The organism is Frigoribacterium sp. PhB118 (assembly GCF_003751725.1).
Classification (GTDB): Bacteria; Actinomycetota; Actinomycetes; order Actinomycetales; family Microbacteriaceae; genus Frigoribacterium.
The window spans coordinates 149,080-162,829 of the sequence record NZ_RKID01000001.1; the positions used below are offsets into that span (position 1 = coordinate 149,080).

14 protein-coding genes are annotated in these 13,750 nt (G+C 73.8%); 5 read left to right on the forward strand and 9 right to left on the reverse strand.

The genetic code is table 11. The annotated features are described in order from the left end of the window. Positions 1 to 100: 100 nt before the first annotated feature. Entirely contained in the window at positions 101 to 1,699 is a 1,599-nt protein-coding gene (locus tag EDF21_RS00610; RefSeq protein WP_123569983.1) for an MFS transporter, read from the forward strand. Here the strand turns inward: EDF21_RS00610 and EDF21_RS00615 are convergent. The 8 genes from EDF21_RS00615 to EDF21_RS00650 all read right to left on the reverse strand — a co-directional run bounded on the left by EDF21_RS00615 (position 1,696) and on the right by EDF21_RS00650 (position 9,496). Then, positions 1,696 to 2,238: a hypothetical protein gene (locus EDF21_RS00615; RefSeq protein ID WP_123569984.1), complete on the reverse strand. Its 543-nt coding sequence runs from the start codon at positions 2,236 to 2,238 to the stop codon at positions 1,696 to 1,698. The two genes, EDF21_RS00610 and EDF21_RS00615, sit on opposite strands and share 4 nt — an antisense overlap. Before the next feature lie 20 nt (positions 2,239 to 2,258). Then, positions 2,259 to 2,738, reverse strand: a complete 480-nt coding sequence (locus tag EDF21_RS00620; protein ID WP_123569985.1) for a heme-degrading domain-containing protein — start codon at positions 2,736 to 2,738, stop codon at positions 2,259 to 2,261. Between the two features lie 124 nt (positions 2,739 to 2,862). Further along, the gene (locus tag EDF21_RS00625) at positions 2,863 to 4,086 is read right to left on the reverse strand and encodes a glycosyltransferase (RefSeq protein WP_123569986.1); all 1,224 of its coding nucleotides are present in this window, start codon (positions 4,084 to 4,086) and stop codon (positions 2,863 to 2,865) included. Between the two features lie 47 nt (positions 4,087 to 4,133). Further along, the gene (locus tag EDF21_RS00630; protein ID WP_123569987.1) at positions 4,134 to 5,009 is read right to left on the reverse strand and encodes a patatin-like phospholipase family protein; all 876 of its coding nucleotides are present in this window, start codon (positions 5,007 to 5,009) and stop codon (positions 4,134 to 4,136) included. A 104-nt stretch (positions 5,010 to 5,113) separates the two neighbouring features. Then, on the reverse strand, positions 5,114 to 6,163 hold the full coding sequence (locus tag EDF21_RS00635) for an MBL fold metallo-hydrolase (protein ID WP_123569988.1): 1,050 nt from the start codon (positions 6,161 to 6,163) through the stop codon (positions 5,114 to 5,116). Between the two features lie 109 nt (positions 6,164 to 6,272). Then, positions 6,273 to 7,304 carry an NADPH:quinone reductase gene (locus EDF21_RS00640; RefSeq protein ID WP_123569989.1) on the reverse strand — a complete coding sequence of 344 codons (1,032 nt, stop codon included), beginning with the start codon at positions 7,302 to 7,304 and terminating at the stop codon, positions 6,273 to 6,275. Positions 7,305 to 7,428: 124 nt separating this feature from the next. After that, the gene (locus EDF21_RS00645; RefSeq protein ID WP_123569990.1) at positions 7,429 to 8,391 is read right to left on the reverse strand and encodes an acetylxylan esterase; all 963 of its coding nucleotides are present in this window, start codon (positions 8,389 to 8,391) and stop codon (positions 7,429 to 7,431) included. Positions 8,392 to 8,452: 61 nt separating this feature from the next. Then, entirely contained in the window at positions 8,453 to 9,496 is a 1,044-nt protein-coding gene (locus EDF21_RS00650; protein WP_123569991.1) for an LLM class flavin-dependent oxidoreductase, read from the reverse strand. Positions 9,497 to 9,562: 66 nt separating this feature from the next. On the opposite strand from EDF21_RS00650, the gene EDF21_RS00655 reads away from it, so the two are divergent. Together EDF21_RS00655 and EDF21_RS00660 are read left to right on the forward strand one after the other, a co-directional pair. Next, positions 9,563 to 9,964: a hypothetical protein gene (locus tag EDF21_RS00655; protein ID WP_123569992.1), complete on the forward strand. Its 402-nt coding sequence runs from the start codon at positions 9,563 to 9,565 to the stop codon at positions 9,962 to 9,964. Between the two features lie 254 nt (positions 9,965 to 10,218). After that, complete coding sequence (locus tag EDF21_RS00660; protein ID WP_123569993.1) at positions 10,219 to 10,836, forward strand: TetR/AcrR family transcriptional regulator; 618 nt, start codon at positions 10,219 to 10,221, stop codon at positions 10,834 to 10,836. 12 nt (positions 10,837 to 10,848) lie between these two features. Here the strand turns inward: EDF21_RS00660 and EDF21_RS00665 are convergent, their stop codons facing one another. After that, the gene (locus tag EDF21_RS00665) at positions 10,849 to 12,171 is read right to left on the reverse strand and encodes an MFS transporter (RefSeq protein ID WP_123569994.1); all 1,323 of its coding nucleotides are present in this window, start codon (positions 12,169 to 12,171) and stop codon (positions 10,849 to 10,851) included. A gap of 141 nt (positions 12,172 to 12,312) precedes the next feature. On the opposite strand from EDF21_RS00665, the gene EDF21_RS00670 reads away from it, so the two are divergent. Together EDF21_RS00670 and EDF21_RS00675 are read left to right on the forward strand one after the other, a co-directional pair. Continuing rightward, positions 12,313 to 13,170, forward strand: coding sequence for a LysR substrate-binding domain-containing protein (locus tag EDF21_RS00670; RefSeq protein ID WP_043594893.1), 858 nt, complete (start codon positions 12,313 to 12,315; stop codon positions 13,168 to 13,170). Between the two features lie 82 nt (positions 13,171 to 13,252). Continuing rightward, on the forward strand, positions 13,253 to 13,657 hold the full coding sequence (locus EDF21_RS00675) for a hypothetical protein (RefSeq protein WP_123569995.1): 405 nt from the start codon (positions 13,253 to 13,255) through the stop codon (positions 13,655 to 13,657). Positions 13,658 to 13,750: the final 93 nt, after the last annotated feature.

Sequence of the window (13,750 nt, forward strand, 5' to 3'; positions counted from 1 at the left end):
ACCACTCGGGCCGCGGCAGCCGGGCACCGCCCCTCCGCAGCTCGATCGCCGCGGCGCCCGTTCCTGCGACCGGCGCCCGAGATCCAGAGGAACGTCGTTCATGGGAACCCCACCCACCCCTGCCCGCGAGACCCATCCCGACCGCCCGACCCGCGCCTCCGGACGGAGGCGCCCGCGGCGTCTGCGCGTCGACGACGTCACCGTCGTCGACCCGGCCATGATGAAGCGCGCCATCGGCGGCACCGTCGTCGGCAACACCATGGAGTGGTACGACGTCGGCGTCTACGGCTACCTCGCCGTCACGATGGGCCGGGTCTTCCTGCCCGAGGCCGACCCGTCGCTGCAGATCCTCTTCAGCCTCGGCGTCTTCGCCTCGACCTACGTCGCGCGTCCGCTCGGCGGGGTCGTCTTCGGCCGCCTCGGCGACCGGGTCGGACGTCAGAAGGTGCTCGCGACCACGCTCATCCTGATGGCGGGCGCGACCTTCCTGATCGGCGTGCTGCCCGACTTCGCCGCGATCGGCGCCATCGCCCCGATCGCCCTCGTCGTGCTCAAGCTGCTGCAGGGCTTCTCGACCGGTGGTGAGTACGCCGGGGCGACGACGTTCGTCAGCGAGTACGCACCCGACAAACGGCGCGGGTTCTTCGCGAGCATCCTCGACCTCGGCAGCTACCTGGGCTTCGCGCTCGGCGCCGCGGTCGTGTCGGTGCTGCAGCTGCTGACCACCGAGCAGCAGATGCTCGACTGGGCCTGGCGCCTGCCCTTCCTGCTGGCAGGCGTGCTCGGCGTCGTCGCCATCTACTTCCGCCTGAAGATCGAGGAGTCGCCCGCGTTCCAGGCGACGCAGGACGCTCAAGAGAACAAGGTCGGCGAGATCGCCGACGCGCAGGGCCGTCCGCGCAACACCCTCGCCCTCGTCCGGCAGCACTGGCGTCCGATCGTCATCGCGATCGGCCTCGTCGCCGCCTCCAACACCGTCGGCTACGCGCTGACCAGCTACATGCCGACCTACCTGACCGACTCGCTCGGCTACGACCCGCTGCACGGCACGCTGCTGACCATCCCGGTGCTCGTGCTGCTCGCCCTGCTGCTGCCCGTCGCCGGGCGTCTGAGCGACCGCATCGGCCGACGTCCCGTCATGTGGCTCGGTGCCGCATCGGTGCTGCTGCTCGCCCTGCCCGCGTTCCTCCTGATCGGCGTGGGCAGCATCGCGACGACCCTCGCCGGGCTGTCGCTGCTCGCCGTCAGCGTCGCGCTCTGGGTGTCTAGCCAGGCGTCGTCACTGCCCGCGCTCTTCCCGACGGCGAGCCGCTACGGCGCGATGGGCGTGTCGTACAACGTCGCGATCGCCGTGTTCGGCGGGACGACGCCCCTGATCATCCAGGCGCTGCTGCAGGCGACCGGCAACGAGCTCGTGCCGGCGTTCTTCCTGATGGCGACCTCGCTGGTCGGTGCCGTCGCGGTGTGGTTCATGAAGGAGTCGTCGCAGCGCCCGCTTCCCGGCTCGATGCCGAGCGTGGCCACCGAGGCCGAGGCGCACGAGCTGGTCGAGACGCAGGACGCCAACCCGAACATCGACCTCGGCGACCTGCCCTTTCTCGACGCCGAGCCCGCCCAGATCGTCGACCCCACCGAGCCTGACGAGCCCGCGACGACGACCGCGTCCGCTGCGTCGCCCTCGCGGGGGACCGTGCGCTAGAGCAGTTCGGCCCGATCGGCGAGGTACGCGGCGAGGTCGCGGACCTCGCCGATCGCCGTGCCCCACCGCACGAGGGCGTGCCCGTCGCGGACGAGGAGGCGCTGCTCGCCGCCCTGCAACGCCGCGGTCGACAGGTCCACCGGCTCGTACCCGTAGTTGACGACCTCGCCCTCGGCGAAGTGGCCGCGCACGGCCGCCCGCCGTTCGGCCTTGCGCTGCTCGACCTGGGCGGACAGGTGCTGGGAACGGGTCGGCGTGACCGCCCGGGTGATGCGTCCGGTCTCGAAGACGCGGCCGTCGGTGCCGAGCAGCAGCACGCCGAGTCGCCAGGCGCGCCCGGCGGGCTCGAGCGACTCGGCGGTCTTCACCACGACGATGCGCCGGGCGGGCTTGTGGCGGGCAAGGGCCTCGGTGCGCGCCCCGCGCGCGGCCAGGTCGGCGGCCGCCTGCTCGACGAGGGTGCGGAGCGAGGCGGCCGCCTCGTCGTCGGATGGGGACTCGGGGGCCGGCACCGCGCCGCCTGCGGTCGGGTCGTCCACGTGATGCTCGGGCGGTGGGCTCAGGCGTCGTAGCCGTGGTCGAGGAAGTCCTCGATCACGTCGACGACGAACGCGTGGTCGTCGGCCTGCGGCAGGCCGGAGACGCCGGCCGAGCCGACGACGCCGACGCCCGTGACCCGCACGGGGAACAGCCCGCCGTGCGCCGCGTAGAGGCCGGTGTCGAGGCGCGACTTCTCGTCGAACGTGCCGCCCTGCACCCGGAACGACTCGCCCACCCGGTACGAACTCTGCCCGTAGCGCTCGACCACGCGGGCCTTGCGGTCGAGCCACTCGTCGTTGTCGAGGCTGCTGCCGGGCAGGGCCGCGTGGAACGCCCGCTGCCGACCGTGCCGCACGGTGACCGCGACGGCGAGGTCGCGGCGTCGGGCCTCGGCCAGGAGGTGCGCGCCCAGGTCGAGGGCGACGTCGAGGGTGAACCGCCGGAAGACGAGGCGCTCTTCTTGTTCGATGAGGGTCTGGAGCAGGGTGTCGTCGGTCATCGGTGGCCTCCTGGGGTGGTCGGGCGAGCTGGTGGGTCGGCACGGGCGCGCGGCGGCGCGCCGTCGCGGGACGACCCGAGCCTAGGCCCGGCCCCCGTCAACGGGCTGGTGGCGCCAGGCGGGGTCAGGCCGAGGCCGCGGCGCAGGGTGACCCCTGGCGGGCGAGCGACCCGCAGTAGACCCCCACGAGGTCGTCGGCCGAACGCGACCACGGGTGGTCGAGGGCGTGGGACCGGGAGGCGCGCGAGAGCCGGTCGCGCAGCCCGGCGTCCGCGAGCACCTGCGTCATCGCCCGGGCCCAGGCCTGCGGGTCGCGCTGCGGCAGCACGATGCCCGTGACGCCGTCGACCACCGACTCGCGGAGGCCGCCCGACGCCGCGGCGATCACCGGGACCCCGCTGGCCGCGGCCTCGAGCGCGATGAGCCCGTAGGTCTCGGAGTGGGAGGGCACGAGCACGAGGGCAGCGTCGCGCAACAGTGCGGCGAGGCCGGGCCGTGATCGCGGGCCCAGGAAGTGCACGGTGAGGTCGAGGTCGTCGCTCAGGGCGCTCAACTCGGACTCGTACCCGGCGAACTCGGTCGAGGCGCCTCCGGCGATGACGAGGTCGGGGCGCACCTCGGCGGGGACCGCCGCCACCGCGCGCAGGGCGAGGTCGGGTGCCTTGAGCGGTTCGAGTCGCCCCGCCACGACGACGTACGGGCGGCCCGGGGCGGTCCGGCCCGCCTCGGCCGGGTGGAAGAGCTCGCCGTCGACGCCCGGCAGGACGACGTGGACGCGGTCGGGCGAGCCGCCGAGACGGGAGGTGACGGTCCCGGCCTCGGCGTGGCTGATCGCGACCACGGCGTCGGACTCGCGGGCGAGCCGTTCTTCGCCGGCGATCCTGCCGGGGGACTCGGCGCGTTCGCCGTGCGAGAGGGGGGTGGAGTCGTGGGCGGCGATCGAGTGGAAGCTCTGCAGGTGGGGCACGCCGAGGGCACGGGCGACGGGAAGCGCGGCCATGCCCGAGAACCAGTGGTGCGAGTGGACGACGTCCCACGGGCCGAGCTCGGCGAGCCGGTCGCGGAACTCGTCGACGTAGAGCTCGTTGCGCCCCTTCGTGACCGGTTCGGCCGGGCCGGCGTCGAGGAACCGCAGCGTGACGCCGGGGGCGAGGGCCAGGCTCGCCGGCTCGTCGGGCGAGGACCGGCGGGTCAGGATCTCGACCTCGTGGCCCGCGGCGCCGAGCGCCTCGGCCTGGTTGCGGACGACGACGTTCATGCCGCCGACGTCGCCCGACCCGGGCTCGGCACCGGGGGACGTGTGCAACGACACGAGGGCGATGCGGAGCGGGGAGGAGGCGGTGGTCACTTCCCGAGGGTACCGGCCCACCGCCCCCGCGGTCTGCGCGTCGCCGGTCAGGCGACCCCGCCCGCCCAGTAGGCCCGGACGTCGTCGAGCACGGCCTCGGCCTGTCGGCGGCCGGCCTCCGCCGCGGGGCGGCGGGTGGTCGTCGCGAGGACGTCGGTGCCGAACGCCTGCAGGGACTCGGCGTCCGCCTGGACGACCAGCACGTCCCGGCCGGCGGTGCGGCGCGCCTCGACGACCTGCGGCAGCGTGGGCCCGAGCGGCGAGACGTCGAGCTCGGGTCCGCACGACAGCACGAGCACCCGGTCGTAGTCGTCGGCGAGGTCGGCGTTGGTGCCCGAGCGCACGCCGCCGTCCATGGTCGGGCGGCCGTCGACGTCGACGGTGGGCCAGACGACGGGCACCGAGCAGCTCGCGGCCACGGCCCGGTAGAGGTCGACGTCCGAGCCGGCGTCCAGCGGACGGAACGAGCCGTCGGTGGCGTCCACGGTGCAGACGGTCAGGGCCGCGTCGGGCCAGGCCGCGCCTCCGAAGCGCTCCCGCATGGCGGTGACGAGTTCGGGTTCGTCCGCGACCACGGGCGTCTCGCGCGCCAGGCCGCCGATGCGGGCCCGCGCCTCCTGCTGGTCGGTCGCCCCGGCGAGGGCCTGCCCGAGGGTCTGCTGGAACACCTCGGGGTCGATCGAGCCCGAGGGCAGCTCGGTCACGGCCTCGAACTGCTCCCGCAGGCCCTCGTCGACGCGGCCGAGCCGCACCATCGTCCCGACGACCGATCCGGCCGAGGTGCCGACGACGAGGTCGGCCTCGTCCACGGGCACGCCCGCCTCGAGCAACCTCGACAGCACGCCGAGCTCCCAGGCGATGCCGGTGATGCCGCCACCGCCCAGGACGAGGGCGGTGCGGGTGGGGGTCGTGGTCGTGCTCATGTCTCTCCTCGGTCGTGGTGGCGGTCCGGGCAGGAGGCGCGGTGCGTCCCCCGGGGCCGCGCTCGACACTAGGCCGGTCACCTCGCCACGTCCTCGGGCGGGTGTCAGGCGGAGCGCAGCTCGTCGGCGCGGCCGAGGTCCTGCACGTGCCACTCGGTCTGTGCGAGGGCCGAGCCGAGCCGGTAGCCGTGCAACGAGGCGATGCCGCCGCTCCACGACATCCGCTCGGCGACCTGCCACACCGTCGGCCGGTCGAGCGCGTCCAGGGCGGCGGCCGCGTCACGGCTGCGGTCGGCGCGGTGCGCGATCAGGGCCTCGGCCCGTGCGCGGAGGCCGACGAAGCGGTACTCGTGGCCGGGGCACACCTCGAGGGCGTCGGGGCCGGCGACGTCGAGCGCCACCATGCGGTCGAGCGAGGCGAGGTAGTCGGTCAGCGGGTTCTCTCCCGTGCGCCCGCCGAGGCCGATGCCGGGGTTGATCCGCGGCAGCACGTGGTCGCCCGTGAAGACGAGTCGCTGCTCGGGCTCGACGAAGCAGAGGTGGCCCGCCGTGTGGCCCGGGGTGTGCACCGCACGCAGCAGCCGTCCCGCGACGGGCAGCACGTCGCCGTCGCCGAGCAGCAGGTCGGCGGTGAGCGCGGGCAGGTGGCGACCCGACCCCCACGACGCGACCAGCGCCTCCTGGTCGTCCCGGGGGGCGCCCCACCGGGCGATGTCGGCGTCGGCGGCCGCGGCGTCGGACGGCCGTTCGCCCAGCGCGCGCTGCTCGGCGGCGTGCAGGGCGATCCGGGCGCCGGAGGCCCGACGCAGCGCCTCGGCTCCGCCCAGGTGGTCGGCGTGCAGGTGGGTCACGGCGATCAGGTCGACGTCGGCCAGCGAGTGGTCGACGTCGGCGAGGGCGCTCTCGAGGCGGTCGAGGTTGGCCTCGACTCCCCACCCGGGATCGATGACCGTCAGGGCGCCGTCGGAGCCCTCGACGACGTAGCCCAGCGAGTGGTCGTCGACGCCGTCGCCGAACTCGAACGCGACCGACCAGACGCCGTGCCGGACCTCCTCCACGGGCGGCAGCGCGCCGCGACGGACGGCGTCGGCCTGCACGGGGCTGAGCGGGACGGGAGGGGCAGGAGGCGCGGGTCGGCTGGTGGCGTCGGTCACCCCGCGAGCCTAGCCAGCGCCGCCCGCACCGACCCGCGTCCGGCGAGGCGGCGCCGGGCCATGCGCAGCCCGTCGTCGACGCGGCGCCGGACTACGCGGCGCCCGTCGTCTACTCGGCGGAGACCTCGATCAGCACCTTGCCGACCACGTCGCCCTCGACGGCCTCGTGGGCGGCGGCCGTGTCGGCGAGCGGGAAGGTGTGCAGCGGCAGGCCGGCGGCCTCGCCGATCGGCAGCACGCCGTCGCGCAGGGCCGCGGTGACGTCCTCGACGGCGGCCTGCAGCGCCTCCTCGCCCACGGTGTAGAGCAGGACGAACTGGAACCGGGTGTTCGTGATCATGTTCGCCCGGATCGGGATGGTCGTCGTGTCGCCGCCGTTGTCGGCGTAGATCGCGACGGAGGCGCGGTGGGCGACGACGTCGGCCAGCAGGTCGGCGTTCTGCGAGATGGCGACCTCGACGACGACGTCGACGCCGGCGGGGGCGATCTCGCGGATGCGGGCGGCCGCGTCGTCCGTGCGGTAGTTGACGACGTGGTGGGCACCGGCGGCCGTTGCCAGGGCGGCCTTCTCGCCGCTGCTGATGGTCGTGACGACGGTGGCCCCGGCCCAGCGGGCGAGCTGGATGGCGGCATGACCGACCGCACCCGCGCCTCCGGCGACGAGGACGACGGCGCCGTCGAGGCTGCCGGGGGTCAGGCGGCTCGGGCCGTCCTCCCACACGGTGAGCGCGCGGTGGGCGGTCATGGCGGGGACGCCGAGGCTCGCACCGACGTCCAGGCCGACGCCCTCGGGCAGCGGGACGACGCGGGACGCGGGCAGGACGGTGAACTCCTGCGCGGTGCCGGTGGGGCGCTGGTGGGCCGAGAGGTAGGTCCAGACCCGGTCGCCGACCGTCAGGCCGGTGACGCCCTCGCCGACGGCGTCGACGACGCCCGAGCCGTCCTGGTTGGGCGTGACCTCGGGGAACGGCAGCGACTCGCCGGGCCCACCGCCTGCGCGGGACTTCCAGTCGGTGGGGTTGACGCCCGAGAACACGACGCGCACCCGCACCTCGCCGGCGGCGGGTTCGGGCAGGTCGCGGTCGACGAGCTGCAGCACGGTGGGGGCGGGTCCGGTCTCGGAGTACACGATCGACTTCATGCCCGGAGCCAACCAGACCCGGCCCCGCCGTGTTCCCTCCCGGGACGCCACCGAGTGGACACGGCACCGCTGCACGTCACGGTGTCGTGCCCACTCGACGGCGTCGTGTGGTGCGCGGGCCGGCTCAGGCCCCGGCGCCGCGGAACAGGGCGAGCGCCAGCAGGTCGTCTTCGAACCCGCCGCCCTCGTGTCCGTTGTACGGCCAGACCGTGACGTCGGCCGCCCCGGCGTACGCGTGGAACGCGCCGAACACCGTCGACGGCGGGCAGGTCGGGTCCATCAGCGCCGTCGTGAACAGGGCCGGGGCCGTGGCTCGCCTCGCGAAGTTGACGCCGTCGAAGTACGCGAGGACGTCGTGCACCGAGGAGGCGCGGTGCCGGTGGACCGCCAGGTAGCGTCCGATCTCCTTGTACGGGTCGGCGTCGGTGATGACGGTCGCGCGCCGGAAGTCGCAGAGGAACGGCACGTACGCCGCGACGGCGGCGAGGTCGGGGACGAGCCCCGCCACGGCGAGGGCGATGCCGCCGCCCTGGCTGCCGCCGACGACGGACACCCGGGAGGCGTCGACGACGTCGAGCCCGCGCGCGGCCTCGACGGCGCGGACGGCGTCGGCGAACACCCGGCGGTAGTAGTACGTCTCGCGCGAGTCGATGCCCCGCGTCATGACGCCGGGGTGGGCCGGGCCCGAGCCGTCCGGGTCGGGGGTGGCGCCGAGGCTCCACCCCGAGCCCTGGCCGCGGGTGTCCATCTGCAGGTGAGCGAAGCCGGCCGACGACCAGAAGAGGTTCTCGACGGCGGCGCCGCGACCGCCGCCGTAGCCGACGAACTGCACGACCGCCGGCAACGGTCCCTCCGCCCCGGCGGGCACGCGCAACCAGGCCCGCACGGGCTGACCCGCCCATCCGGCGAACGTCACGTCGTACACGTCAACCGTCGTCAGCCCCGTGTCGACCCGGTCGACCCGCAGGTCGAGTGGGTGCGCCCGCGTCTCGGCGAGCGTCGTCGCCCAGAACTCGTCGAAGTCGTCGGGGTCGGTCTGGGTGCTGCGGTACTCCCGCAGGGCGGGTTCGGGCAGGTCGGTGAACATGCCCCCTTGTCTACCGCAGCCCGCGACGACAGCCGAGGAGGCGCGGTGCAGGAGGCACGGCTCAGCTCGCGCGGGCCAGGTTCGGCACCCAGCCGAACGCGGGCGCGACGTGGTCGGCGACCGTCTGCAGCAGACGGGCGTTGTAGGCGACCCCCAACTGGTTGGGCACCGTCAGCAGGATCGTGTCGGCGTCCCGGACTGCGGCGTCGGCGGCCAACAGCTCGGCGATGACGTCGGGTTCGCCCACGTAGCTCTTGCCGAAGCGTGACTGCACGCCGTCGAGCAGGCCGACCTGGTCCTGCGAGTCGGCCTGGGCGCGGACGCCGAAGTAGCGACGGTCCTCGTCGGTGGTGATCGGGATCACGCTGCGGCTGACGGACACCCTCGGCTCACGGGCGTGCCCGGCGGCGCGGTAGGCCTCCCGGTACAGCGCGATCTGCTCGGCCTGCAGCTCGTCGAAGGGCACCCCCGTGTCCTCGGTCAGGAGGGTGCTGCTCATCAGGTTCATGCCCTGCTCGCCGGTCCAGACGGCCGTCGACCGGCTGCCGGAACCCCACCAGATGCGCTCGCCGAGGCCGGGGGAGTGCGGCTCGACCGAGAGCCCGTGCGACCAGCCGGTCATCTTGGGGTCCGACTCGGCGACGTCTGCGCCGTCGATCGCCGCCCGGAACGCCTCGGTGTGCCGGCGGGCGAGGTCGGCGTCGCTCTCGCCGTCGAGGGGGACGTGGCCGAAGGCCTCCCAGCCCCGCAGGGCGGGCTCGGGTGATCCGCGGCTGACGCCGAGCTGCAGACGCCCCGCGCTGATCAGGTCGGCGGCCGCCGCCTGCTCGGCCATCGAGAGCGGGTTCTCGTAGCGCATGTCGATCACGCCGGTGCCGAGTTCGATGCGGGTCGTCCGCGCGGCCATCGCCGCGAGCAGCGGGAACGGGTTGGCGGCCTGGCGCACGTAGTGGTGCACGCGCACGGCGGCCACGTCGACGCCGATCTCCTCCGCGGCCTCGGCCAGCTCGATCGACTGGACCAGCGCCTCCCGGGCGGTCGGCGTCGCCGAGCCCCGCACGTCCTGGTAATGGCCGAACGACAGGAACCCGATGCGCTTCTTCATGACCGGGCGAACCCCCGACGTCGCCCGGCCATTCCGTCGGGCGGCCGTGCTGGGTAGCGTGGTGCCGTGGAGAACCGCTTTCGCATCGAAGGTGACGACCTCGGCATCGACCTGCGCGCCTCCTCGGTCACGCTCGGAGACGACGGCGTCGTGGACGCCCGCATCGTCGCGGGTCGGGTGCCCGAGGTCGCGGACTGGTCCGACGAGCCGCCGTCGCTGGTGTTCTGTGACGTGCCCGTGAAGTTCGACGGTGCCACCTTCGGCGCCACGGTCGACGACGACCTGCTCGACGAGCACGAGATCGTCTTCCGGCTCGGCGAGAACCTCGACGTGCACGGGGTGCTCAGCCTCGGTGCCGGCGACCGGCTGCGCTTCGTGGGCACCACGCACGTCTCGGGCGAGCCCAAGGCCTGGCGCCTCGACGTCTCGATCGGCTTCGGCGGATCGGCGCGGCGCACCGCGATCTGACGCGGCTCGCGGTCGACGCCGGGAGGCGCGGGTCGTGCCCCTTCGACGGCCCCCGACGACGGGTGGGGTGCGGGGTGCGCGACCGGCCTGGGGACGTGGTGAGGGTCGGACGGTCGCGCACCGCGCGGTCTCCTGATGCTTCGGGTTCACCAGGCGATCACGATGGTAGCGCCTGGATACCCGTCGGTATGCGCCTTCTCCGGGGGCGGCGCGGGTGACTTCTGAGGATCACCCGCACCCGTTAGGGTCGCAGCATGGCCACCACCTCCGGGGCTCCGATTCCCCGCATCCCACGAGCCGAGGTCAAGCAGCGGCTGCTCGACGCGGCGGCCGAGCTGTTCTCCCGACGCGGGGTGCACGCGACCACCCTGGACGACGTCGCGCGGGCCGCCGGGTTCAGCAAGGGTGCGGTCTACTCGAACTTCTCGTCGAAGGACGACCTGGTCCGCAGCCTGATGCGTCGCGAGACCGACGGCGCGCTCGGCGCCCTCGAGGGCATGTTCTTCCCGGGCACCTCGCTCGACCAGCTGCCCGAGAAGATCGGCACGGCGTTCGCGCCCTACGGCCCCGGGCAGGTCGAGGACTTCGCGTTGATGAGCGAGTTCCGCGCGCACGCCCTCTCGCATCCCGAGGTGATGGCGGACTTCGTCCGTCAGCGCCGCGAGGTGCTCGACGCCCTGCACGGCCTCGTCGAGGAGGTCTTCCAGGGGCAGACCGTCCCCGTGACCGGTCTCGAGTCGCGGACGCTCGCCCGCGTCCTCATCTGCATCACGCTGGGCGTCGCCTTCGACTGGCCCGCCACGGGTGAGCAGGCGGCCGGCGACGTCATGGGCGACGTCGTCGCCGCCCTCACCCGCGGCGTGACCCCCTGACGCCCGCCCGGCCTAGCGCTGCTCGATCGTGACGACGGGCACGTGCCAGCGGGTCCGCACCTGGAGGGTCAGCTGACCCCGCCGGGCGAGCACCAAGGCCGTCACGGCGGCGGCGACGGCCGGCACGCCGCCCGAGACGATCATGCCGACGTGCGTGCCGAAGGTCTCGACGATCACGCCCATCAGCGGTCCGCCGATCGCCTGGCCGCCGAGCAGCACGAGGATGTACAGCGACATCACGCGCCCCCGGATCGCGATGTTGCTCGACATCTGCACCAGCTGGTTCGCGGCCGTCAAGAACAGCAACGACGCGAGCCCGACGCCGACGAGGACGACGGCGAACGGCACGAGCGAGGGCATGGAGCCGGCGACGGCCTGCAGCACGCCGGTGACGAGCACGCCCAGCACGATGGTGCGCAGCCGGATAGTCGCGCGCCGCGTCGACAGCAGGGCGCCGGTGAGGGCCCCGACGGCGATCATCGAGTTGAACAGGCCGTACCCGCCGGGGCCCACGTCGTAGACGTCCGCCGCGAACGACGCGAGCAGCACGGGCATCGTGAGGCCGAACACGGCGTAGACGCCGACGAGCAGCACGGGCACGACGATCGTCGGCTTCGAGCGGGCGTAGGCGAGGCCCTGCCGCAGCTGGCCGCGGCCTCGTGCCGACGAGGCGACCCGGGTCATCTGCGCGGTCCGCAGCATCGTCAGCATCACGACGACCACGAGGCAGGCGACGCCGTTGACGACGAACGCCCACCCCGCGCCGACCGCCAGCAGCAGCACGCCGGCGATCGCGGGGCCCACCATGCCGCCCAGCTGGAACACGCTCGAGTTGACGCTGATCGCGTTGCGGAGGTGGGTGTGGCCGACGAGCTCGGTGACGATCACCTGTCGGGCCGGGTTGTCGACGACGGTGACGAGGCCCGTGGCGAAGGCGATGGCGAAGACGTGCCAGGCCTCGACGACGCCCGCCAGGGTCAGGGCGGCGAGCCCCAGGCTGAGCACGGCGAACACGCTCTGCGTGACGAGCATGAGGGCGCGCTTCGAGAAGCGGTCGACGATGACCCCGCCGAGCAGGCCGAAGAACAGCATCGGGGCGAACTGCATCGCCACGGTGATGCCCACGGCGGTCGCGCTGCCGGTCAGTTCGAGCACGAGCCAGTCCTGGGCGATGCGCTGCATCCACCCGGCGGTCATCGCCACGACGTTGCCGGCCGTCCAGAGACGGAAGTTCGGCACGCTGAGGGCGATGAAGGTGTGCCGCCACGGCGGGCGGGTCGTGCTGATCGGGAGCGGGGCGGTCGGGGGGAAGTCGGTGCGGGGCGGGGCGGACATCACGTTCCTGCGCTGGTGGTTCGGTTCACGGTCTGCACCAACGGTAGGGCCGGCCTGGTCATTCGGACCCCGGTGGGGGATGATCAATAACATTGGCTTCGTGAATGACGAGGCCCGAGACCCTTCGACGGAGGAGGCGCGGTGTACGACCCGACGCTGCTCGCGACGTTCCTCGTCGTGGCCGAGACGCGCAGCTTCACCCGGGCCGCGCAGCGCCTCGGCATCAGCCAGCCGACGGTCAGCCAGCAGGTCGGCCGGCTCGAGAAGGCCGCGGGCCGCACGCTCGTCGCCCGCGACACCCGGGACGTCCGACTGACCGACAACGGCGACGCCATGGCCGGCTTCGCGCGCACGATCCTCGCCGCGCACGCCGCCGCCGAGAGCTACTTCAGCGGCTCGGCCATGCGGGGCCGCCTTCGCTTCGGGGCCGCCGACGACCTCGCCATCACCCAGCTGCCGCGCATCCTGCGCCACTTCCGCCAGCTCTACCCGCAGATCAACCTCGAGCTCACCGTCAACCAGTCCGCGCCGCTGCGCCGTCGTCTGGCCGCGGGCCACCTCGACCTGATCTTCGTGAAGCAGACCGCGGGCGAGTCCGACGAGGGCACGCGCGTCGCGGGCGACGCCATGGTCTGGATCGGCCAGGAGAAGCTCGTCGTCGAACCCGGCCAGCCCGTGCCGCTCATCGCCTACCAGGCGCCCAGCCTCAGCCGGCAGATGGCCATCGACGCCCTCGAGCGCGCCGGCCGCACCTGGCGGATCACCTGCAACACCCGTGACGTCAACGGCGTCCTCGCCGCCGTGCGGGCCGGCATGGGGGTCGCCGTGTTCCCGTTCTCGCTGATCCCGACCGACCTCGTCAAGGTCAGCGACCGGTTCTCGCTGCCCACCCTCGGCGACGTCGACTACGTGCTCGTCGCCAACCCGGGTGCCGCCCGTGAGCCCGTCGACGCCCTCATGTCGGCCATCACCAGCCGGGGCGTCAGCCGCGCCGTCTGACCCGGTCCGACGGGACGCACCGGTCAGCCACTCCGGCGCGCCGCCCCCGCCCGACCCCGGGAGGCGCGCGCAAGATGGTCGCATGAGTCACCGCCCCACACGCCGTCAGAAGTCCGCCGCCCGTCGGGACGCCCGCGTCCTCGCCGCGATCCTGGGCGGTTCCGGCCTCCTGCACCTCGCCAAACCCGCGGTCTACGACGCGGTCGTCCCGAGGAGCGTCCCGGGCCCCGCGCGGTTCTGGACGATCGGCTCGGGTCTCGCCGAGGTCGGCATCGCCGCCGCCCTCCTCGCCCCGCGCACGCGTCCGGTCGGCGGGCTCGCCGCCGCCGCGCTCTTCGTCGCCGTCTTCCCGGCCAACGTCTCGATGGCCCTCCGCGCCCTGACGAGCGAGCGGGCCACGACGGCTCGCCGGGTCGTCACCCTCGTGCGGCTGCCGTTGCAGGTGCCGCTGGTGACGCGCGCGCTCGGCGTGCACCGCGCCTCCTAGGCGTCCGGGCGCGTCGGCGGTCGCGGAGCGGGGTCGTTGCTGGGTGAACCCGGGGCACGCCCTATCCTGTTCTCTTCCCCCTCGACATCCGAT

Coding starts and splice junctions, on each gene's coding strand:
- EDF21_RS00610 (WP_123569983.1), top strand. CDS start 101: ATGGGAACCCCACCCACCCCTGCCCGCGAGACCCATCCCGACCGCCCG.
- EDF21_RS00620 (WP_123569985.1), bottom strand. CDS start 2,738: ATGACCGACGACACCCTGCTCCAGACCCTCATCGAACAAGAAGAGCGC.
- EDF21_RS00630 (WP_123569987.1), bottom strand. CDS start 5,009: ATGAGCACGACCACGACCCCCACCCGCACCGCCCTCGTCCTGGGCGGT.
- EDF21_RS00640 (WP_123569989.1), bottom strand. CDS start 7,304: ATGAAGTCGATCGTGTACTCCGAGACCGGACCCGCCCCCACCGTGCTG.
- EDF21_RS00645 (WP_123569990.1), bottom strand. CDS start 8,391: ATGTTCACCGACCTGCCCGAACCCGCCCTGCGGGAGTACCGCAGCACC.
- EDF21_RS00650 (WP_123569991.1), bottom strand. CDS start 9,496: ATGAAGAAGCGCATCGGGTTCCTGTCGTTCGGCCATTACCAGGACGTG.
- EDF21_RS00660 (WP_123569993.1), top strand. CDS start 10,219: ATGGCCACCACCTCCGGGGCTCCGATTCCCCGCATCCCACGAGCCGAG.
- EDF21_RS00665 (WP_123569994.1), bottom strand. CDS start 12,171: ATGTCCGCCCCGCCCCGCACCGACTTCCCCCCGACCGCCCCGCTCCCG.
- EDF21_RS00675 (WP_123569995.1), top strand. CDS start 13,253: ATGAGTCACCGCCCCACACGCCGTCAGAAGTCCGCCGCCCGTCGGGAC.